At 55.5% G+C, this 19,378-nt stretch carries 19 protein-coding genes and 2 pseudogenes; 11 read left to right on the top strand and 10 right to left on the bottom strand.

Features of this window, described 5'->3' with window-relative positions; translation table 11 throughout:
* Positions 1-40: 40 nt before the first annotated feature.
* A complete protein-coding gene (locus GHO32_RS25245; protein ID WP_153443049.1) occupies positions 41-1,624 on the bottom strand; it encodes a hypothetical protein in 1,584 nt (527 codons plus the stop codon).
* Positions 1,625-2,175: 551 nt separating this feature from the next.
* Here GHO32_RS25245 and GHO32_RS25240 point away from each other — a divergent pair.
* Positions 2,176-3,426, top strand: coding sequence for a ribonucleotide-diphosphate reductase subunit beta (locus GHO32_RS25240; RefSeq protein WP_048367891.1), 1,251 nt, complete (start codon positions 2,176-2,178; stop codon positions 3,424-3,426).
* A 343-nt stretch (positions 3,427-3,769) separates the two neighbouring features.
* Positions 3,770-4,087 (top strand): helix-turn-helix transcriptional regulator, encoded by a 318-nt coding sequence (locus GHO32_RS25235; protein ID WP_048367892.1) that lies wholly within the window; start codon positions 3,770-3,772, stop codon positions 4,085-4,087.
* A 12-nt stretch (positions 4,088-4,099) separates the two neighbouring features.
* Here the strand turns inward: GHO32_RS25235 and GHO32_RS25230 are convergent, their stop codons facing one another.
* Complete coding sequence (locus GHO32_RS25230; RefSeq protein WP_153336899.1) at positions 4,100-5,152, bottom strand: MBL fold metallo-hydrolase; 1,053 nt, start codon at positions 5,150-5,152, stop codon at positions 4,100-4,102.
* A gap of 229 nt (positions 5,153-5,381) precedes the next feature.
* On the opposite strand from GHO32_RS25230, the gene GHO32_RS25225 reads away from it, so the two are divergent.
* The gene (locus GHO32_RS25225) at positions 5,382-6,455 is read left to right on the top strand and encodes a diguanylate cyclase (protein WP_153336898.1); all 1,074 of its coding nucleotides are present in this window, start codon (positions 5,382-5,384) and stop codon (positions 6,453-6,455) included.
* Here GHO32_RS25225 and GHO32_RS25220 read toward each other — a convergent pair.
* Complete coding sequence (locus GHO32_RS25220) at positions 6,452-6,775, bottom strand: DUF2025 family protein (protein WP_153336897.1); 324 nt, start codon at positions 6,773-6,775, stop codon at positions 6,452-6,454. The two genes, GHO32_RS25225 and GHO32_RS25220, sit on opposite strands and share 4 nt — an antisense overlap.
* A gap of 186 nt (positions 6,776-6,961) precedes the next feature.
* Here GHO32_RS25220 and GHO32_RS25215 point away from each other — a divergent pair, with 186 nt between their 5' ends.
* The 4 genes from GHO32_RS25215 (at position 6,962) to alaC (ending at position 10,559) form a co-directional block, all read left to right on the top strand.
* Positions 6,962-7,267 carry a PepSY domain-containing protein gene (locus GHO32_RS25215; RefSeq protein ID WP_153336896.1) on the top strand — a complete coding sequence of 102 codons (306 nt, stop codon included), beginning with the start codon at positions 6,962-6,964 and terminating at the stop codon, positions 7,265-7,267.
* A gap of 188 nt (positions 7,268-7,455) precedes the next feature.
* On the top strand, positions 7,456-8,649 hold the full coding sequence (locus GHO32_RS25210; RefSeq protein WP_153336829.1) for a GAF domain-containing sensor histidine kinase: 1,194 nt from the start codon (positions 7,456-7,458) through the stop codon (positions 8,647-8,649).
* 1 nt (position 8,650) lies between these two features.
* Positions 8,651-9,148, top strand: a complete 498-nt coding sequence (locus GHO32_RS25205; protein ID WP_153336830.1) for an N-acetyltransferase — start codon at positions 8,651-8,653, stop codon at positions 9,146-9,148.
* A 202-nt stretch (positions 9,149-9,350) separates the two neighbouring features.
* Positions 9,351-10,559, top strand: a complete 1,209-nt coding sequence (alaC, locus tag GHO32_RS25200; RefSeq protein WP_153336831.1) for an alanine transaminase — start codon at positions 9,351-9,353, stop codon at positions 10,557-10,559.
* A gap of 117 nt (positions 10,560-10,676) precedes the next feature.
* Here alaC and GHO32_RS25195 read toward each other — a convergent pair whose 3' ends face one another.
* Both GHO32_RS25195 and GHO32_RS25190 read right to left on the bottom strand, forming a co-directional pair.
* Positions 10,677-12,029 (bottom strand): GntP family permease, encoded by a 1,353-nt coding sequence (locus GHO32_RS25195; protein WP_123749784.1) that lies wholly within the window; start codon positions 12,027-12,029, stop codon positions 10,677-10,679.
* Between the two features lie 85 nt (positions 12,030-12,114).
* Positions 12,115-12,648: a gluconokinase gene (locus tag GHO32_RS25190; RefSeq protein WP_153336832.1), complete on the bottom strand. Its 534-nt coding sequence runs from the start codon at positions 12,646-12,648 to the stop codon at positions 12,115-12,117.
* A 228-nt stretch (positions 12,649-12,876) separates the two neighbouring features.
* On the opposite strand from GHO32_RS25190, the gene GHO32_RS25185 reads away from it, so the two are divergent.
* Together GHO32_RS25185 and GHO32_RS25180 are read left to right on the top strand one after the other, a co-directional pair.
* Complete coding sequence (locus GHO32_RS25185; protein WP_153336833.1) at positions 12,877-13,908, top strand: LacI family DNA-binding transcriptional regulator; 1,032 nt, start codon at positions 12,877-12,879, stop codon at positions 13,906-13,908.
* A 143-nt stretch (positions 13,909-14,051) separates the two neighbouring features.
* Positions 14,052-14,519 carry a hypothetical protein gene (locus tag GHO32_RS25180; RefSeq protein ID WP_153336834.1) on the top strand — a complete coding sequence of 156 codons (468 nt, stop codon included), beginning with the start codon at positions 14,052-14,054 and terminating at the stop codon, positions 14,517-14,519.
* 144 nt (positions 14,520-14,663) lie between these two features.
* Here GHO32_RS25180 and GHO32_RS27295 read toward each other — a convergent pair.
* Positions 14,664-15,092 (bottom strand): annotated as a pseudogene (locus tag GHO32_RS27295) (methyl-accepting chemotaxis protein); the annotation flags it as partial.
* 123 nt (positions 15,093-15,215) lie between these two features.
* Positions 15,216-15,884, bottom strand: a pseudogene (locus tag GHO32_RS27290) (PAS domain-containing protein); the annotation flags it as partial.
* 490 nt (positions 15,885-16,374) lie between these two features.
* On the opposite strand from GHO32_RS27290, the gene GHO32_RS25170 reads away from it, so the two are divergent.
* Complete coding sequence (locus GHO32_RS25170) at positions 16,375-16,827, top strand: GNAT family N-acetyltransferase (protein ID WP_153425883.1); 453 nt, start codon at positions 16,375-16,377, stop codon at positions 16,825-16,827.
* On the opposite strand, the gene def is transcribed toward GHO32_RS25170, so the two are convergent.
* From def to GHO32_RS25155, 3 genes are all read right to left on the bottom strand, one after another.
* A complete protein-coding gene (gene def / locus GHO32_RS25165; protein WP_153336989.1) occupies positions 16,781-17,320 on the bottom strand; it encodes a peptide deformylase in 540 nt (179 codons plus the stop codon). The two genes, GHO32_RS25170 and def, sit on opposite strands and share 47 nt — an antisense overlap.
* Positions 17,321-17,322: 2 nt before the next feature.
* On the bottom strand, positions 17,323-18,267 hold the full coding sequence (locus GHO32_RS25160; protein WP_048367914.1) for a YihY/virulence factor BrkB family protein: 945 nt from the start codon (positions 18,265-18,267) through the stop codon (positions 17,323-17,325).
* 178 nt (positions 18,268-18,445) lie between these two features.
* On the bottom strand, positions 18,446-18,637 hold the full coding sequence (locus GHO32_RS25155) for a CsbD family protein (RefSeq protein WP_048367915.1): 192 nt from the start codon (positions 18,635-18,637) through the stop codon (positions 18,446-18,448).
* A 198-nt stretch (positions 18,638-18,835) separates the two neighbouring features.
* Here GHO32_RS25155 and GHO32_RS25150 point away from each other — a divergent pair, with 198 nt between their 5' ends.
* Positions 18,836-19,216: a hypothetical protein gene (locus tag GHO32_RS25150; protein ID WP_048367916.1), complete on the top strand. Its 381-nt coding sequence runs from the start codon at positions 18,836-18,838 to the stop codon at positions 19,214-19,216.
* Positions 19,217-19,378: the final 162 nt, after the last annotated feature.

The raw sequence follows: 19,378 nt of genomic DNA, 5'->3' as shown, positions 1-19,378 counted from the left end.
CGGTACTCAGGTGGTTGTATTGGGTAGACATGGCAACACCTTACATGAGGTGTTGCACTTGCTCCTTGAGACCGCCACTCCAACGATAACTGTCAAAGGGGATGGATTGATCAGGATTCAGCAATGTCTTTATATTGAGCGCATCGTCCAGTACGGCCAATGCGCTACTTGCATAATCCGCAGATGTTAAAGAATCTGCATAAATACGCTTAACTTCTAACCATTCAATTAAGTACTCCATATCGGATAGCACTTTTTTATAAATCTGAGATTCCAGTGCTGCGTACAAATCGTCATGCAACACGGTATACCCCATGCTGATAGGGTTTGAAGCGCTCCACCGAACACTGTCCGCTCGCGCCACATACCGACTCAGATAATCATCGGGCAACGGCGGGCCGCCCTCGGCTTCCTTGGGAAGCAACACGTTGAAGCGAGGGGATGTGACACGCTGAAAATGCGACCAATTGTTAAATACTTCCAGCCCCCGGTCCCCCATCACAACGAATCGACCATCGACACCGCCAATAAAAAGACCGTACCAGGCTACCAACTCAACGGGGGCATCCGCTGCTTGCTTAAGGTGTATCAACGCAAGCTCTACGTGTGATACGTCAACGCCTTGCATACGTTCTTGCAACTGTTTTACGTCCAGGGCAGAGAGTTTTCCATCATGCTGCGCCTGCATAAGACTGCTATATAGACGCTCACTCAAAGTGTCATGCACACATACCTTTAAGCTGGGGAAAAATCCTCGTGACTCATTCCAGTATTGGCCTATGGCCTTACTAAACGTGCTCACCAGATCATGGGTAGAGTCATGGAGAAAACTGACAAACTCCAACTCTATCTCAGCACTGCTTTTGCCACGTTCACTGCCGCAGGGCAAACGGGGCGCATAGCTAAAGCCCTCATGCTTGGGCAGCGCTTTTTTCAAATAATATTCGAACGCCCAATCCACCAAAGAGCTATTAATTGTCATTTCACTCGTAATAACACTCCCTGCACAGTCTGCCGGAGTGGCCTGCCTTCTTTCTTCCTGCTTGAACTTCAGTCTGTCAAATAGAACAGATCGAATTGAGGGCATGTACGACACCACTTGATGGACGACAAACTGATCATTTCCCAATGAGCGTTCAAAGAGTTGGCTGAGAGTCTTGAAGATGGGTAGCTCCAACGGCAACAACGTCACATTTATCACATCGTCGCTCAATAAAGCATGCCGACCGGCCAAAGGAACACAGTGTAAAAGAGGGGATTTATCATTCACAATAAACTGTTTATTTATAGCACTGACTAAATCAGCCCAGCTCAGAAACTTATGAAGCCCCGTCATTAAGCTATAAAAATAATAAGTGTCCGAAGGTAGCACCCCGTTAGCAAGTACAAATGCCCCGCGTAAATATTCCGGCTGGTCATCTGCTCGCGCTAACGCTACTTGACTCACATACAGCGGGGCAATCGCAGGCACTGTATTGACCGCATAAGTCCCCCCGGCCTGTTGAAGCCAGATTTTTTCAACGCCGGTGATCAGTCCATCAGCAAGCGCCGAATTCGTACAGCGCTCAAAGTCCGATTTTATAAAATTTTCCGAGTAATACTTTAACGGTACTGTTTGACTCATCTTGGCGACCTTCTCATGGATGGGCAGTTACGCGTTATCCACGTCACGCGCCCTGATGAAAAAGACCTTACGAGTCTTGCCGCCTGGACAGGCACTACATAGATCTATACAGATATCGGCTGCACCCTCCCACGCTTACTCACATGCTCATGAAAAAAACGGGCGACCAGTCCTCAGCCGGGAAAGCCGTGCCCGGCCGCCACTGCGTTGAAGTCCAGGCCAAATTTAGGTCATTTCGTCGCATCGGCCGAAAAAAAACTGGCTGAAATACCCTGTACAAACCCCGTATACTTCGGCCCTCCAAAGGGTGCTAACACCCTGAGCGGGCTGACCACCAAGCTGCTCCGGCTTTAAAGGCCAGGGCGAGATGCTATCGTTACTGCATCCCCCGAGCGACAGCGGGTCGGCCCCGAGCACATTCATGTTTATGCGTGCGTAAACCGCTACTGCAGCAACATTTCTTAGATCCAAGTGGCCTATGGGCCGTGTGCAAACCAAACCATCAGTGTTACCACACGGGCACAAGGCCCTCACGCAGGAGACGACACGTCATGCTGAGCTGGGACGAATTCGACAAAGAAGACGAAGGCGAAGTCGCTGTTAAAGGCGCCAACGCAGGCCACGCAACCGAAGCCAACATGGACCGCCTGGACGCAGCTGGCGGCGTTGCAGCCCAGGAAGCCCGTGCTGTCACCGCTACCGACTCGGCAGCGATCAAGCGCGCCAAAGCAGCCCTGGACAAGCTCGACATCGCTGAAGGCCTGGCAGAACTCGAAGGCGCCAGCGCTCGCGTTGCCGTTGACGAAAAAATGATGATCAACTGCCGTGCCGACCTTAACCAGCTCGTACCGTTCAAGTACGACTGGGCCTGGCAGAAGTATCTGGACGGTTGCGCAAACCACTGGATGCCGCAAGAAGTCAACATGACCGCCGACATCGCCCTCTGGAAAAACCCGGAAGGCCTGACTGACGACGAGCGTCGCATCGTGATGCGCAACCTGGGCTTCTTCTCTACTGCTGACTCCCTGGTTGCCAACAACCTGGTGCTGGCCGTGTACCGCCTGATCACCAACCCGGAATGCCGTCAGTACATCCTGCGCCAGGCGTTCGAAGAGGCGATCCACACCCACGCTTACCAGTACTGCATTGAATCGCTGGCCATGGATGAAGGCGAGATCTTCAACATGTACCACGAGATCCCGTCGGTCGCTAAAAAGGCAACCTGGGGCCTGAAGTACACCCGTTCGATCTCCGATCCGAAGTTCGAAACCGGCACCGTTGAAACCGACAAAGAGCTGCTGCGCAACCTGATCGCCTACTACTGCGTTCTGGAAGGCATCTTCTTCTATTGCGGATTCACCCAGATCCTGTCGATGGGTCGCCGCAACAAGATGACCGGCGTTGCCGAGCAGTTCCAGTACATCTTGCGTGACGAATCCATGCACCTGAACTTCGGCATCGATGTGATCAACCAGATCAAAATCGAAAACCCGCACCTGTGGGACGCTGAAATGAAGGAAGAAGCGACCCAGATGATCTTGCAGGGCACTCAGCTCGAGATCGAATACGCGCGTGACACCATGCCACGCGGCGTACTGGGCATGAACGCGGCCATGATGGAGGACTACCTCAAGTTCATCGCTAACCGCCGCCTGTCGCAGATCGGCCTGAAAGAAGAATACCCGGGCACCACCAACCCATTCCCATGGATGAGCGAAATCATGGACTTGAAGAAAGAGAAAAACTTCTTCGAGACGCGGGTTATCGAGTACCAGACTGGCGGCGCGTTGAGCTGGGATTGATTCCGGGCTAGAACTGACTGCTGATAAAAGGGGCTGCCGCGAGGTGGCCTTTTTTGTTTTTCAAAATCTAAAGATCGCGACAAAAACTCTGCCCCCCAACCCTGTAGCAGTTGACGAGCCTTGCGAGGCTACGTCCGGCTGCGCAGCAGTCGTAAAAAATTAAAAGCCCGCACAGCACTGTTTATATCGAAGATTTCGACCGTTGCTTACCGCGCAAACGGGCTTGAATCACGGGTTCTCTGCGAGCGCACTGATTCAAAAAATGAGTTTGATCGATCTCGAAAACAACTGTATAAAAACACAGTATATTTTCAAGCACTGACTCAGCCCTGGAGATTTCCCCATGCCCAACTCAGCCATGCGCAACACGTTTGAACGCATCATCATCAACCAATTCACCCCGCTGCACTGTGCGCAAGCCCGGGAACTGCTCGGCTGGAGCCTTGAACAACTGAGCGACAAGTCAAAGGTCTCGGTGCCGGCCATTCAACGGTTTGAAGCCTCCGAACGGGTGCGCGATGTCACTCTCCTGGCCCTGGCTTACTCCCTTGAAGCCGAAGGACTGGTGTTTTTCCCGGGCTTTGCGCCAAGCTGGGCCAGTAACTTTCGCGGCACCACCCCAGACCCTATGGGCCGGGAGGACTTCGCCCTGATCGAGTAAACCGCCCGCACCTCAGAGGCTGGCCTGTTTGGCCGGCACTTCGTCGGTGGTTTGCACGCCAAGCCACCAGGCGTGGCCTTTGTGGGGTTGCATCAGGTTAAAGGCTTCACCCATGGCAGGCGTCGAGATAAGCACATTACGTTCTGCTGCCAACGCCACAATGCGCTCAAACGGTTCGTACCAGGCATGAAAGGCCAAATCAAAAGTGCCGTTGTGAATAGGCAGCAACCAACGGCCTTTCAAGTCGATATGGGCTTGCAGGCTGTGCTCAGGCTGCATGTGCACATCGGGCCAGTCAACGTTGTAGGCTCCCGTTTCCATGAGGGTCAGGTCAAAGGGGCCAAACTGTTCACCGATCACTTTAAAACCGTCGAAGTAGCCAGAGTCACCACTAAAGAAAATCCGCACGTCATCAATAATCATGACCCACGACACCCACAGGGTTTCGTTGTGATCAAACAACCCTCGACCCGAAAAATGCTGGCACGGCGTGGCAATAAACCGAATGCCGTCACGCTGTGTTTCTTGCCACCAATCCAGTTGCTGTACTTTGTTTGCAGGCACGCCCCACTTGATCAGCAGGTCGCCCACCCCTAGCGGGGCCAAAAAGTGCTCGGTCTTGCCCGCCAGTTGCAGCACGGTTTTCTGGTCAAGGTGGTCATAGTGGTTATGCGACAAGATCACGCCTTGCAACGGTGGCAGTTCATCCAGGGTGATCGGCGGCGCATGAAAACGTTTGGGCCCCGCCCACTGAAAAGGCGAAGCGCGCTCGGCATACACCGGGTCGGTCAGCCAGAATTTGCCTTTGAGCTTGAGCAACAAGGTGGAGTGCCCCAGTCGGAACACACTGAAGTCAGGCGCTTTGTCCAGCGCTTCGCGGCTCAATGGGGTGACCGGGATCGCTGCGGCGGGCCGAGTATTTGAAGGCTTTTGAAACAGCATCTTCCAAAAAATGCCCAAGGTTTTGCCCAGGCTTGCGGCTGGCCTGACACCCTGATTTCGAAACGTCCCTTGATGCTGCTCGGCAGGCTTAAGCTCAGCCTTTGTAGAAGACTCGATTGGCATGCTTCAAAGACTCCAGAAGACAAAGTGCAATTATTACGCTGGTTTTTTGAACCGCAGAAGGTCAATCGTCATTTTCTAACATCGAGGCGCTAGTTTTAAGGATATTCCCCTAAAAGCTCAGGCAGAATGCCAGCATCAATGACCGACATTACCTGCACGTTAAACCGACACGGCGGCGTTTAACGAGTGGGGGTGGCATTCCGTGCCTCAACACCTTGCGCAGATACCTATGAACACTCAAAGAGGTAAAGGTTTGTCATTTTCACGGCGCATTTATGTGCCGCGAACCTTTGGCCTGGGGATTGGTTGCCTGTGCGTTATGCCGGTTCTGTACCCTCTGAACATGCCCACCTGGGTCTGGGTGTTGTTTTTCGCCTCGGGTTTTGTCTGGCCACAACTGGCCTACTTGCGCTCTTCCCGCTCGCAATACCCGTATCGCGCCGAACGCCGCAACATATTGATGGATTCTGTGTTGGGCGGCTTTTGGGCTGCCACCCTGCAGTTCAATCCTCTGCCGGCCATCATAATTGTGTCGATGATGACCATGAACAACGTGGCGGTCGGCGGTGCAAAAATGCTGCTTCGCGGGCTCGTGGCGCAATGCGTGGGCATTGTCATCTCATGGCTGATGTTCGGGATTGCCTTCAACCCTGAGACCACGTCGATACAACTCTATGCGTGCCTGCCCATTCTGATCCTCTACCCGTTTACCGTGGGCCTGATCAGTTATCGAATGGCCACCACCCTCGCCGCGCACAAGCGTGCCTTCAGCGCCCTAAGCCGTACCGACAGCCTGACCGGCCTGCTCAATCACGGTTCCTGGAAAGACCTGCTGCAACTGAGCTTCCATACCTGCAAGCAGACACACGCGGACGCCACGCTGGCGCTGATTGATATCGACCACTTCAAACGTATCAATGACACCTACGGGCATATTGTCGGCGACAGCGTACTGCGCCAGTTCAGCATTGCGCTCAAGGAAAACCTGCGCGCAGAAGACCTGGCCGGACGTTATGGCGGCGATGAGTTTTGCGTGATTTTGCCCAACCGCTCGCTGGCGCAGACGCAAGAAATCATGGAGCGTCTGCGCCACCGCTGCTGCGACTTTCGCTACCCCAATGCACCCGAGCTGCGCTTTAGCCTGAGCATCGGGCTGGCCTCATGCCAAGCGGCCTTCACCGACGCCTCGATGTGGCTCAACGAGGCCGACAAGGCGCTGTACATCGCCAAGAACACGGGCCGCAATAAAATCAGCATCGGCTCTGGCGACCTGCTGGCAAACACCGTGCTGGGCGAGCCTTAGCTGAGGCAACGACGCACTGCTGAAATTTCCGGTACATCCTCGCGCCGCATGTACACCCGCAAGGGTTCGGTGATGTTCAGGCGATCGTCGATATTTTGATCCAGCAACAACTGAATCAACTCGCGCTTGAGGATCATGGTGTCGGCCCCGACGGCTTGCCAGACAAACTCGCTGGTGGGGGTGATGGCGTCGTCGGCAACATCCATTCCGAACGAGTCCTCACTAAAACGCACGATGTACTGCTGCGTCTTGCGATTGAATCCGACAAAACCGTGAAGCTCGTCGGCGGCCTGGCAGATGAGTTGCGAAGTGATGCGCATGGTAAACCTCTCTCTGGAAACGATGGTTTACACACAAGGTGAACGCTCATCCCTCTGGCGGGGACGCTAATGACCCCAAGGGTACGTCACACCTTTGGTTTCAGGCAAAGGGCAAAATTAAGGGTGAGTTAAGTTGCCATGGTTACTCTGATCCCACCTAAACAGATCACCCCAGAGGAATTAACCATGAAAGCACTTAACGTCATCTTCGCTGCTACCGCCCTCACCCTGACTGCCGGCCTGGCTCAAGCCGATGTGCGCCCGGACCATATTCCGGGCTTGCTCAAGTCGGGCGAAATCGCCGCTTTTGAGAAACTCAACCAAGCGGCGCTGGACAAGCACCCCGGCGCGACCATCCTCGACACCGAGCTGGACCACTCCTACGGCAAGCTGGTGTATGAAGTTGAATTGCGCGACACCAAAGGCGTGAAGTGGGATGTCGACCTGGACGCCAAAACTGCCGAAGTCCTGCAAGACAAACAAGACACCTGATCTCGGCTACCCCACCGTTTAATGTAGGAGCGAGCTTGCCTCGCGATCTTTTAAAAGATCGCGAGGCAAGCTCGCTCCTACAGAGGTTTAGGCGAGCAAATGCATACAATATTTATACAAATTTGTACCGTTATTCCCAGAGTGGCTAAAATCATCTTTTTATAACATTTAAGCCGAGATTCTCTTCTATGAGGCCAAGTGCCGCTGCGGATATCGCCACGATTAACCGGATCAGCGCAGTCCCGGCAATCCTTCAGGTGGTTACTGAAATGACCGGCATGCGCTTTGCTGCCGTTGCCCGGGTGACGCCTAACAGCTGGACAGCCTGCGCCGTGCTCGACAATCTGGGGTTTGGCTTGAAACCTGGAGGTGAACTGGACCTGGTCACGACGTTGTGCTTTGAAAGCATGAATTCGCAATTGCCCATCCTCATCGACAAAGCCAGCGAAGACCCGCTGTACCACGACCACCCAACGCCCAGAATCTACCGATTCGAGAGTTACTTCACGATACCTGTGTTCCGCACCGACGGCCGTTTGTTTGGTTCGTTGTGCGCACTGGACCCTGAACCTGCGGCCCTTAAAAACACCTCGATCCAGGCCACCATGGAGTCTTTTGCGCGTCTGATCTCGCTGCAAATTGAAGCCGAAGAAAACCTGGAACACGCGCAATCCGAGCTGGCGCTGGCCCGTGAACACGCCGAGCTGCGCGAGCAGTTTATTGCGGTGCTCGGCCATGACCTGCGCAACCCGTTGTTCGCCATGACGACTGCGGCAGATCGCTTGCTCTGCAAGTACCCGAACCCTCAAACCCATGATCTCGTGCAACACATCAAAACCTGCGGCCTGCGCGCCTCGCAGCTGGTCGAAGACGTCCTCGATTTCGCCCGTGGAAGGCTCGGCAGCGGGATCCCGGTGCTGCTGAGCCCGTGCCCGGACCTCACGCAAGTGCTCGAACACGTGATCTCGGAAGTCCGCCATATTTACCCTGAGCGGCAGATCGAATCGGCAATCGGCTCGCTAGAAAGCATTGAATGTGACAGCAGCCGCCTGGCTCAGTTGCTTTCCAACCTGCTTGCAAACGCCATCGCCCATGGCTCTGCAACAGGTCCGGTGCACATCACCGGGACGGCGCAGAACGCAATGTTTGCGCTAAGCGTGACTAACCAGGGCCAGCCGATCCCAACTGAAGCGCTGCCGCATTTATTTCAACCGTACTCGCGCCCCGCCAGCAACACGCCGCAAGCCGGTCTTGGCCTGGGTTTGTACATTGCCAGCCAGATTGCCCTGTCCCACAATGGCCGCCTGAGCGTGTTGTCGGACGAAATGCACGGCACAACGTTCACCTTTACCATGCCGCTTTCCCTGCCCCCTGAGGCCTAGCATGACCCGCCTCTGCCCCTACGAAGACCTCAATGCCGAGCAACGCGAGCAACTGCTCGGCATTGAGGTGCTGCCAGAACAGTTACCGTTCAGTGGTGACATCGGGAGCGCCTTGTATTCATTGCCCGCGCAAAGTCATCCGGGGATAAGAGGCTTTGCCTTGTTAATCGATGAAAGCCCCGTGGCCTTTATGCTGCTTAAGCGGCATCCGCTGTTGGCGCACTGGGCTGACGCCGGCAGCGCCACGCTGCACGCCTTGCAGGTGCACAGGCAAGTGCAAGGCCAAGGGCTGGGCAAGATTTGTTTGCGCTTGCTCGCGCAGGACATCCAGCATTACTGGCCCGACGTCAGTCAGTTAATGTTGTCGGTGAGCTCCGATAACACGTCAGCCCTGGCTTTTTACTTAGGTCAGGGCTGGTCGGAACGCGGCGAAGCCTATCGGGGTGAGCGGCGTTTGGTGTTGCCTCTCACGCCCTTGCAGGCAAAGCCTGCGGCTTGACCGGCCCCCCGTTAAAACGAGCCTTTGGCAAAACGCGGAGTGGGTAATAGGAAAAACACCTAAATAAACCTTCTTTTTCAGAAAATTCTCCCGCCAGATATCTAGACAAAAGGCCATTACGCCGTTTATTGTCTTGCCGCAGACCACCGCAGTGGTCAACGTCGCTCGGACGGTTCCGGGCGCTTACGTATCAGAGGCATACATGGCAGACCAAGGTTCGCCGCGCCGCTTTGCGCGCATAGATCGACTCCCCCCTTACGTGTTCAACATCACTGCTGAGCTGAAGATGGCCGCCCGACGTCGTGGCGAAGACATCATCGACTTCAGCATGGGCAACCCTGACGGCCCGACGCCGCCCCATATCGTTGAAAAACTCTGCACCGTCGCACAGCGTGAGGACACTCACGGCTACTCGACTTCGCGTGGCATCCCACGACTGCGCAGGGCTATTTCTCGCTGGTACGCCGATCGCTACAACGTGGAGATCGACCCGGAAAGCGAAGCCATCGTCACCATCGGTTCTAAAGAAGGCCTGGCGCACTTGATGCTCGCCACCCTCGACCAGGGCGACACCGTGCTGGTGCCGAACCCCAGCTACCCGATTCACATCTACGGTGCCGTGATCGCTGGTGCACAGGTGCGCTCGGTGCCTTTGATTCCGGGCGTGGACTTTTTTGCAGAGCTGGAAAAAGCCATTCGCGGTTCGATCCCTAAACCCAAAATGATGATCCTGGGCTTTCCATCGAACCCGACAGCGCAGTGCGTCGAACTGGATTTTTTTGAGCGCGTGGTGGCCCTGGCCAAGCAATATGACGTGCTGGTGGTTCACGACCTGGCCTACGCCGACATCGTCTATGACGGCTGGAAAGCGCCTTCGATCATGCAGGTTCCGGGCGCCAAAGACGTCGCCGTCGAGTTCTTCACCCTGTCCAAAAGCTACAACATGGCGGGCTGGCGCATCGGCTTTATGGTCGGCAACCCGGAACTGGTCAACGCGCTGGCGCGGATCAAGAGCTACCACGACTACGGCACCTTCACCCCGCTGCAAGTGGCGGCCATTGCCGCACTTGAAGGCGACCAGCAGTGCGTCAAAGACATTGCCGAGCAATACCGCCAGCGCCGTAACGTGTTGGTCAAAGGGTTGCACGAGTTGGGCTGGATGGTCGAAAACCCGAAAGCCTCGATGTACGTCTGGGCCAAGATCCCCAAGGCTTACGCCAAAATGGGCTCGCTGGAATTTGCCAAGAAACTGCTGGCCGATGCCAAGGTGTGTGTCTCACCGGGTGTAGGCTTTGGTGAGTATGGTGACGACCATGTTCGCTTTGCCCTGATTGAAAACCAGGACCGTATCCGTCAGGCCTTGCGCGGTATCCGCGCGATGTTCCGCGCGGACGGTTTGAGCGCCAGCTAAACATATACCTGTAGTCGCTGCCGCAGGCTGCGCTAAGGGCCGAAGGACCTTCTGCTTTTGAGGGTTGCTACGCAACCCATCGCAGCCTTCGGCAGCGGCTACAAGGTTTCACAACGTTTAAACCACCAACGACAACAGCATGATGAAGATCAGGCCGACAACCGAAAGGATGGTTTCCATCGCGGTCCAGGTCTTGAAGGTTTCAACCACGGTCATGTTGAAGTACTGCTTAACCAGCCAGAAACCCGCATCGTTGACGTGCGACAGGATCAACGAGCCTGCGCCCGTTGCCAGCACCAACAGTTCGCGGTTCACGCCCGGAATCAAATCCACCACCGGCAACACAATCCCCGCCCCGGTAATGGTCGCCACGGTTGCCGAACCGGTCGCGATACGAATCACCGCCGCCACCAGCCACGCCAGCAAAATCGGCGAGATGTTCGCGTGCACCGCCATATGGCCGATCACGTCACCCACGCCGCTGGCCACCAGCATCTGCTTGAAACCACCGCCAGCGCCAATGATGAACACAATCGCAGCCGTCGGCGCCAGGCTCGCATCGAGCAGTTTGAGCACGCGCTTGGAGTCGATCCCCTGCCGCGCACCGAAGGTGTAGAGCGACAACAGCAACGCCAGCAACAGCGCACTGATCGGGTGGCCAATCATGTCCATCCAACCGCGGAAGAAGTTACCCGTGGGCAATGCCACGTCGGCAAACGTCTTCAGCAACATCAGGAATACCGGCAACAGCACCGTGGCCAGGGTGATGCCAAAGCTCGGCAGGCTGCTGGACTCAGGCTCGCTGGCCAGTTGATCGACGAGTTCCTGAGACGGGTTGCCCGGGATGTATTTGGAGATGAACGTGCCGTAAATCGGACCGGCAATGATCGCTGTCGGCAGCGCCACGATCAGACCGTAAAGGATGGTTTTACCGATATCCGCCCCGAACACGCCAATCGCCAGCAACGGGCCAGGGTGCGGCGGAACCAGACCGTGCACCGCCGACAAACCGGCCAGCAACGGAATACCGATCTTGATCAGCGACACGCCGGTACGCCGCGCCACGATAAAGACCAGCGGAATCAGCAAGACAAAACCGATCTCGAAAAACAGCGGAATGCCGACCAGGAACGCGGCAAACATCATCGCCCACTGCACCCGCTCCTTGCCGAAAGCACGGATCAGGGTGCGGGCAATCTGATCGGCACCGCCCGAGTCAGCCATCATTTTGCCGAGCATTGTGCCCAACGCCAAAATGATCCCGACAAAGCCCAGTACGCCACCAAAACCTTCCTGGAACGACTTGAGGATCTGGTCGGTCGGCATACCGGTGGTCAGGCCCAAAAAGGCCGACGCGATAATCAGGGCAATAAAGGGATGTATTTTGAACCGAGTGATCAGCACGATCAGCCCGATGATCGTCACCACTGCATCAAGCAGCAGAAAGGTGTGTTGGGACATGCCTAGCATGGGGCGTCTCCTGCCTTGTTTTTGTTATCAACGACGAATGAACAGCCTGGGGTCAAACAGACAGCGCTGTCTTTTTGAAACAAAATCATGACGTTGCCAGTAAAGAATGTTCACGCCACCACTCATGAGAAGCGAGCGCCAACTGTTCAATGTTCAACTTCGCCGCATTCAGCGTCAGCACCAAGGGTTCCTTGCTCGGCGATTCGAGAGCCGCAAACTGGCTGTCGATGAGCGTCTTGGGCATAAAGTGCCCAGGGCGATGCGCCACCCGGTCAGCGGCCACTTGCGGCGTCAGTTCCAGAAACACGAAACCCAGGCCATCAACGGCAGCACGCAAACGCTCACGGTAACGCAATTTAAGCGCCGAACAGGTCAGCACCGGGCGCTGGCCACGGGCAATCGCCGTGCGCAGTTCATCGCACAAGCTGTCCAGCCAGCCAGAACGGTCTTCATCGGTCAGGGGAATGCCGGCGCTCATTTTTTCAATGTTGGCCGCCGGGTGAAAGGCATCGCCTTCAATCGGCGTTGCGCCATTAAGATGGCACAACGCCTGGCTCACACTGGATTTGCCGCAGCCGGCAACACCCATGATGACCAGGGCAGTGATAGGTTGGTTCATGAAACACCTCAGTCCGTAGACAGCGCTGTCTTAGTCAAAGCGTTCACTAGCTGAAAGCAAAGCACAAAGACCAGGCTACCGACGTCTATTTCTCATTTTTATGGGGAGACGCCGTGACGCTCTCGACATACAAAGATCTTGAATAATCCCACAGACAATTAGGCAATTGCCGACAGCCAAGGACAGCGCTACCTTAGTGACTTGTTTTTTGTTTGGCAAGCCGCCCTGATGACCTCCTCTAAAAACGATAAAAACCCCCGTACCACGGGCCGCCCGACCCTTAATGAAGTCGCTCGACTGGCGGGTGTCAGCCCGATTACCGCCTCCCGCGCCTTGCGCGGTATCAGCAGCGTGGCCACAGAGCTGGCCGAAAAAGTACGCCAGGCTGCCGACGAACTGAACTACGTGGTCAACCCTGCCGCTCGGGCACTGGCCTCGGCGCAAAGCCACTCGGTAGTGGTCTTGGTGCCCTCGCTCTCCAACTTGCTGTTTATCGACACCCTCGAAGCGATCCACGAGGTATTGCGCCCCAAAGGTTTTGAAGTGCTGATCGGTAATTATCACTACTCCCGCGATGAAGAAGAAAACCTGCTGCGCAACTACATGGCGTACCAGCCGCGCGGCCTGTTGCTGACCGGCTTTGACCGCACTGAAAGCTCGCGGCGCATGCTTGAAGCGAGCAATACACCTTGTGTGTACATGATGGAACTGGATGCCGGTGCCGGCCTCAATTGCGTTGGCTTCTCGCAGTTAAAAGCCGGGGAAACGGCGGCCCAGCATTTGATCTCTCGCGGGCGTCGACACCTTGCCTACATCGGTGCACAACTCGACCAGCGCACGCTCTTGCGCGGCGAAGGTTATCGCCGCGCCTTGCAGGAAGCCGGGCTGTACAACCCTGACCTGGAAGTACTGACACCACGCCCTTCTTCCGTGGGCCTGGGCGGCGAGCTGTTTTTACAGTTGCTGGCGACTCACCCTCATGTTGACGCGATCTTTTTTGGTAACGACGACCTTGCCCACGGTGCCTTGCTCGAAGCCGCCCGCATCGGGATTAAAATCCCGGAGCAAATTTCCATTCTGGGCTTCAACGACCTGCCTTCTTCCGAGTTCATGGTGCCGCGCCTGAGCAGCATTCGTACGCCACGAGAAGCCATTGGCCGTCGCGCCGCCGAGCAGATGCTCACATTGATGGCCGGCAACAAGGTGCAACAGCCGGTGCAAGACATGGGCTTTGAGTTGATGCTGCGCGAAAGCACCTGAGTTCGCCGCCGGGCGGCAAGAATTGTCCGCTCGCCCTGCCCCCCTCCACCCTCGCCCAGCCGCGGCCCTTTAAAAATGGGTGTTTGCGACTGGGCACGGTTATTGCCCTGCTAATAGTCATCACCTTTTAGAGGGGCACATTCATGTTGATCAACACGCAGCATACGTCTGCAATTCAAAAGACCCAGCGCACCGACCTCGACCCGGCGAACGCTGCCGCCAGCGCGTTGTACAGCGCGGCCCAGCAGAATGCTCAGCCACTGACCAACCTCCAGGCAACCCCGGCATCCGTGGCCGGCAATGCGCAAGCGGATAACGTTAACGCGGCCTTCGCCAAAACCCGGGTCATGTTGCAGGCCAGCGCTTCAAGCACCGGCACGGCGACCAAGACCTCGGCCACCGACGAGTTCAAGGACTACATGAGCAAGTCACCCGCGCAACGGATTCGCGAGCAATTGCTTAAGGAAATGGGCCTGACGGAAGACGATTTTAAAGCCATGCCGCCAGAGAAGCAGCAGGCAATTACAGACCAGATCACCGCGCTCATGCAGCAAAAAGAAGCGATCAAACAGGCTGCCGCCCAGCAGCAGGTTGCTGAGAAGCAGGTGTAATCGAGTAGCGGCGTGAACGCATAACCTGTAGGAGCCGAGCTTGCTCGCGATCTTTTGATCTTGCTCTGCGACCCGGCACAACGCCGGGTTGGCTGCCAAACGCAGCCTTCGTGCCTCGTCAGCGACGACAGGTTTTTTGCAGACTTAACTGATCTGCAACGTCGAATTGAACTGGCTGATGGCGTCGACCACATGCCGGGAGCCTTGCTGGATCTCCAGAATCGCCTCCCCCGCCTCATTGGCCAGTGAAACCCCCAGCCCGGTTCGGCTCAAGCTCGACTGCATGCTGTTTACCGCGCTCAACGACAGGTCATGGTTCTTACGCACCACCTCGACAATTTCAATCGTCGCCGCACTGGTGCGCGCCGCCAGGCTCCTGACCTCGTCAGCCACCACCGCAAAGCCACGGCCATGCTCACCGGCCCTGGCCGCTTCAATGGCCGCATTGAGCGCCAGCAGGTTGGTTTGATCGGCAATGCCGCGAATGGTCTGAACGATTTTGCCGATGATTTCCGACTGTTTGCTCACCGCGTCGATACTGCTCGCGGCCTCGTTGAGGTCTTTGGAAATAGCCTCGATGGTTTGCACCGTTTGCTGAACCACTTGCGAACCTTTCTGCGCGCACGCGTCGTTTTGCACTGACGTCGCGTGGGCCGATTCAGCGGCGGTTTGCAGGTTGCTGACTTGTGCAGTGATGTCGCTGGCAAACTTCACCACTTTATACAGACGGCCTTTGGCATCGAATATCGGGTTGTAGGAAGCCTCCAGAAAAACCGTGTGGCCATATTTATCGACCCGTTCGAAACGTCTGGAATGGTACTCACCGCGATTGAGCGACTCCCAAAAGGCTTTGTATTCGGCAGACTCGGCTTCGCTGCGACGGCAAAACATGCTGTGGTGCTGGCCTACGATCTCTTGCAACGAATAATGCACAGTGTTGAGAAAGTTCTGATTGGCATTGATAACCCGGCCATCAGGAGAAAACTCGATCATGGCCATGGAACGGCTCAAGGCATTCACGATGCTCTGGTTTTCGTGCTCTTTATTGACCCGGTCGGTGATGTCGGCCGCGACTTTCATCACACTGAGCACCTGCCCGCTGGCGTCGGTGATCGGCATATAGCTGGCCTCGAGCCAGATTTCACGCCCTGCTTTATTGAGCCGGGTGAACGTCCCGCTTAGCGGTGCACCACTGGCCAGGGTTTTCCAGAATTGCGCGTATTCAATGCCGCGCTGGTAAGCGTCTTCGCAAAAAATCCGGTGATGCTTGCCGCGAATCTCGTCGACGGTATAGCCCATCGCCCGGCAAAAATTGTCATTGGCCTCAAGAATGATCCCTTCAGGGGTGAACTCGATGATGGCCATTGAGCGACTGACGGCCAATGCCTTGGCCTTCATGTCCTCCAAAGTACAACTTAAGCGCTGATTCTCGAGCAGGTCGGCTTTGCGACGCGAATTAAACATGACTCAACCCCTGATAATGCTTTCTTGTGATGATGTGTATTTTTCAAGGCACAACAAAACCTCAGCCCATGTAACGCTTGCTGTTTGCATTACAACCCATCAGGGGAAAAGCCACTTCATCTTCGGGCCCCTATGATCCCAAGCATAGACAGGCCTAAACAGGGTGCAAGCCAATTGCCAGCAAGGGGCGACGAAACGCACAGTACGGGCTGCGCGCAGCTCCTCTATTCGGTTAGCTGGCTAACTTATGGTTAAACGTGAATATTCAAAAAAGCCCGGAAAGTGCACTTTCTCATCGCCAATAAACACTCAAACGAATACAGATCGAGAGACTTAAATGATTCAGCGCTGTGTATATACTGCGCGCTTATTATCAACGCCCGTGGACGACATGACCGCCATTGTTTACGCCCCGCTCGAAGCGCCATTGTGGCCATTAATGAATAAGTTTTACCGCGCGCATCAGTCGTCGATGAAAGCCAGTAAAGACGCACAACTGTGGGTCGCACGCCAGCAAGACATCATTGGCGGCTTGTGCCTGCGCTCAATGGCTCACGGCTATTGGTTGACCGGTTTATTTGTTGCGCCCGCGCTGCGAGGGCAAGGGGTTGCCGGGGCATTGGTGAAGGCGTCGGTGGCCGCCTGCGAGAGGCCGGTGTGGCTGTTCTGCGACCCCGAACTGCAAGGCTTTTATGAAGGGCTGGGGTTTAGCGTGGAAGTCGACTTGCCCTATGTGTTGCATGAGCGGCTGGTTCGCTATCAACGCAATAAAGCGATGATAGCGATGGGCCTTGAGCCTACTCTTGCGTGCCCGGCGCCAGCTCCGGGAACAACACCTCAATAAAGCCGAATTTGCTGAAGTCCTTGATGCGTGACGGGTACAGACGACCGATCAGGTGATCACACTCGTGCTGCACCACGCGCGCATGGAAACCTTCAGCAACGCGTACGACCGGATCACCCTTGGGGTCAAAACCTTCGTAGCGGATCTTCTCGAAGCGCTCGACCACACCGCGCAGCCCTGGCACGGACAGGCAACCTTCCCAGTCTTCTTCAACCGCAGGGCTCAATGGCGTGATCAGCGGGTTGATCAGGATGGTTTGCGGCACGGGTTCGGCGTCCGGGTAACGCTCACTATGTTCGAAGCCAAAGATCACCAGTTGCAAATCAACGCCAATTTGCGGAGCCGCCAGACCAACGCCCCCGGCGTGCTCCATGGTCTGCAGCATGTCGTCGATCAGTTGCCACAGCTCTGGCGTGTCAAACATCTCGGGAGGCACTGGCTTGGCAACTCGCAGCAGGCGCTCATCACCCATTTTCAAAATTTCACGAATCATAATCAGGCTTCATCTGAAGTGGATTTAAGGGAGTGGTCGCGCCCAAGCCCGGACACATGCGGTGTGTCGTCGGACTCTTCGAAGGTTTTTTCACCCGGATCTTTGCCTTCAGCTGACATGTGCTCGATAACAGCGTTCATTTCAGCCCCCAACAACAATACGGCTGACGAAATATAGAAATACAGCAACAGCACAATGATCGCCCCGATGCTGCCATACATCGCGTTGTAATCGGCGAAGGTTTTCACATAAAACGCAAAACCCAACGATGCGGCGATCCACACCACCACGGCCAACACCGAGCCTGGCGTAATAAAACGAAATTTCTGCTCAACGTCAGGCATCACGTAGTAAATGACCGCCACGGCCACCATCATCAGCAAGATAATCACTGGCCAGCGCAGGATGGTCCACAGCGTGACCACAAACTCCTCAAGCCCCACCTGCCCCGCCAGCCAGCCCATCACTTGCGGCCCAAGCACCATCAACGCGGCAGCAGCCAGGAGCATCCCGGCAATGCCGATAGTGTAGAAAATCGACAGCGGAAAACGCTTCCAGATCGGCCGCCCTTCCACCACGTCGTAGGCTGCGTTCATGGCACTCATCATCAAGCGCACGCCCGCCGAAGCGGTCCACAGCGCGACGACAATACCGAAAGACAGCAGGCCACCCTTCGATTGCTCCAACTGGTCAATCACCGGGTTTACCTGCTCTAGCGCTTGTGGCGGCAGGACCAGTTCGGACTGCAAACGCAGCCAGCTGAAAAAGTCGGGCAAATGCAAAAAGCCGATCAGTGCGATCAGAAACAGGATGAACGGGAACAGCGAGAAGAGCATTTGATAGGCCAAAGCCGAGGCGTAGGTCGACATTTCATCGTCGATAAATTCTTTGACCGTACGCACCAACACTTTGCCTAACGGCAGGCCATTCAAGACCGGAAAAATCATAGCGTCTCCTTTCGCCGCTTATAAATTGAGCTCGACACACCCTCTGCAACGGGTTCAGTACGGGGGTTTTACCTCAAAAGTAGTTCAAATGGCGACTGTGCAAATACGTAACCGCAAAACCCATAAAAACGGCCACCTCGAGGATGGCCGTTTTCAGGGCAAGTGACGAAGTACCCGATTACGCTTTATCGACGGTGTTCTTCACTGCATCTTTGGCTTTACCGACAGTCTGTTGCGCTTCGCCCTTGAGTTCCTGGGCTTTGCCTTCTGCGCGCAGCTTGTCGTTGTCCGTGGCTTTACCCACCGCTTGTTTGACATTGCCTACTGCTTCGTTCGCCATGCCTTTGATCTTATCGCCAGTGCTGCTCATGGGATTTCTCCTAGTGAAAGTTCGGATGTCATTCTCGACATCTAGGTTGACCCGCAGACGTCGAGCAGAGTTTCATTTATTTTCTGTGGCTCATTTCGTCGCGCAGCGCAGGTTGAGCTTTATGTTTGCCCGCGAACCCCTGAGAATGCGCAACGTATTCAGGCTATGGCGCTGAAGATCCGCAATTGTAGGAAGGTTATGAAACTCGATAAAAAGCAGGCCATCGCCCGCAGAAACCAGGAACTTGGCGGCGCGGTGCTGGGCGTCAACAACTGCCATCTCGCAACGTTGAACACCAACAAGAACATCTGGTGGTTCGATATTCCTCTGGCCCGCCTGGCCATCGGTCAATACGAATGGGTGCACCTGCTGTTGCACACCCCGAGCACCGATGAGTTGCTGCATTTGAAGGTCACTACTGCTTTCCTGCGTGAAAAACGCGAAGGCATGGTGGTCCGCGCGACACACAAGCGCACGCCGACCATGAGCCTTGAACTGAGCGCTGACAAAGACTCCTTCCTGCAGGACGTGCGTCCAGCAGGCACCGGCGTCAATTTCGCGCAGTTCCTGCAGAAGTAATTGAGTTAGCCCCCTGTAGGAGCGAGCTTGTCTCGCGATCTTTTGATCTTTTAAACAGATCGCGAGACAAGCTCGCTCCTACAGAGTGAACTGCCCCCAAAAAGTTGGACACCCATCCAACTTTTTGGGTTTTCAACATGAACAAGTACACAGAGCAATTTA

The organism is Pseudomonas sp. FSL R10-2189, assembly GCF_009600325.1.
Taxonomy (GTDB): Bacteria; Pseudomonadota; Gammaproteobacteria; order Pseudomonadales; family Pseudomonadaceae; genus Aquipseudomonas; species Aquipseudomonas helleri.
Note: the sequence above shows the minus strand (reverse complement) of the source record. Positions and strands in the feature narration are given on the sequence as shown.

Bases quoted from the DNA above. Each gene is read 5' to 3' on its own strand.
- GHO32_RS25245 (WP_153443049.1), bottom strand. From the start codon at position 1,624: ATGAGTCAAACAGTACCGTTAAAGTATTACTCGGAAAATTTTATAAAA.
- GHO32_RS25240 (WP_048367891.1), top strand. From the start codon at position 2,176: ATGCTGAGCTGGGACGAATTCGACAAAGAAGACGAAGGCGAAGTCGCT.
- GHO32_RS25235 (WP_048367892.1), top strand. From the start codon at position 3,770: ATGCCCAACTCAGCCATGCGCAACACGTTTGAACGCATCATCATCAAC.
- GHO32_RS25230 (WP_153336899.1), bottom strand. From the start codon at position 5,152: ATGCCAATCGAGTCTTCTACAAAGGCTGAGCTTAAGCCTGCCGAGCAG.
- GHO32_RS25225 (WP_153336898.1), top strand. From the start codon at position 5,382: ATGAACACTCAAAGAGGTAAAGGTTTGTCATTTTCACGGCGCATTTAT.
- GHO32_RS25220 (WP_153336897.1), bottom strand. From the start codon at position 6,775: ATGCGCATCACTTCGCAACTCATCTGCCAGGCCGCCGACGAGCTTCAC.
- GHO32_RS25215 (WP_153336896.1), top strand. From the start codon at position 6,962: ATGAAAGCACTTAACGTCATCTTCGCTGCTACCGCCCTCACCCTGACT.
- GHO32_RS25210 (WP_153336829.1), top strand. From the start codon at position 7,456: ATGAGGCCAAGTGCCGCTGCGGATATCGCCACGATTAACCGGATCAGC.
- GHO32_RS25205 (WP_153336830.1), top strand. From the start codon at position 8,651: ATGACCCGCCTCTGCCCCTACGAAGACCTCAATGCCGAGCAACGCGAG.
- alaC (WP_153336831.1), top strand. From the start codon at position 9,351: ATGGCAGACCAAGGTTCGCCGCGCCGCTTTGCGCGCATAGATCGACTC.
- GHO32_RS25195 (WP_123749784.1), bottom strand. From the start codon at position 12,029: ATGCTAGGCATGTCCCAACACACCTTTCTGCTGCTTGATGCAGTGGTG.
- GHO32_RS25190 (WP_153336832.1), bottom strand. From the start codon at position 12,648: ATGAACCAACCTATCACTGCCCTGGTCATCATGGGTGTTGCCGGCTGC.
- GHO32_RS25185 (WP_153336833.1), top strand. From the start codon at position 12,877: ATGACCTCCTCTAAAAACGATAAAAACCCCCGTACCACGGGCCGCCCG.
- GHO32_RS25180 (WP_153336834.1), top strand. From the start codon at position 14,052: ATGTTGATCAACACGCAGCATACGTCTGCAATTCAAAAGACCCAGCGC.
- GHO32_RS25170 (WP_153425883.1), top strand. From the start codon at position 16,375: ATGACCGCCATTGTTTACGCCCCGCTCGAAGCGCCATTGTGGCCATTA.
- def (WP_153336989.1), bottom strand. From the start codon at position 17,320: ATGATTCGTGAAATTTTGAAAATGGGTGATGAGCGCCTGCTGCGAGTT.
- GHO32_RS25160 (WP_048367914.1), bottom strand. From the start codon at position 18,267: ATGATTTTTCCGGTCTTGAATGGCCTGCCGTTAGGCAAAGTGTTGGTG.
- GHO32_RS25155 (WP_048367915.1), bottom strand. From the start codon at position 18,637: ATGAGCAGCACTGGCGATAAGATCAAAGGCATGGCGAACGAAGCAGTA.
- GHO32_RS25150 (WP_048367916.1), top strand. From the start codon at position 18,836: ATGAAACTCGATAAAAAGCAGGCCATCGCCCGCAGAAACCAGGAACTT.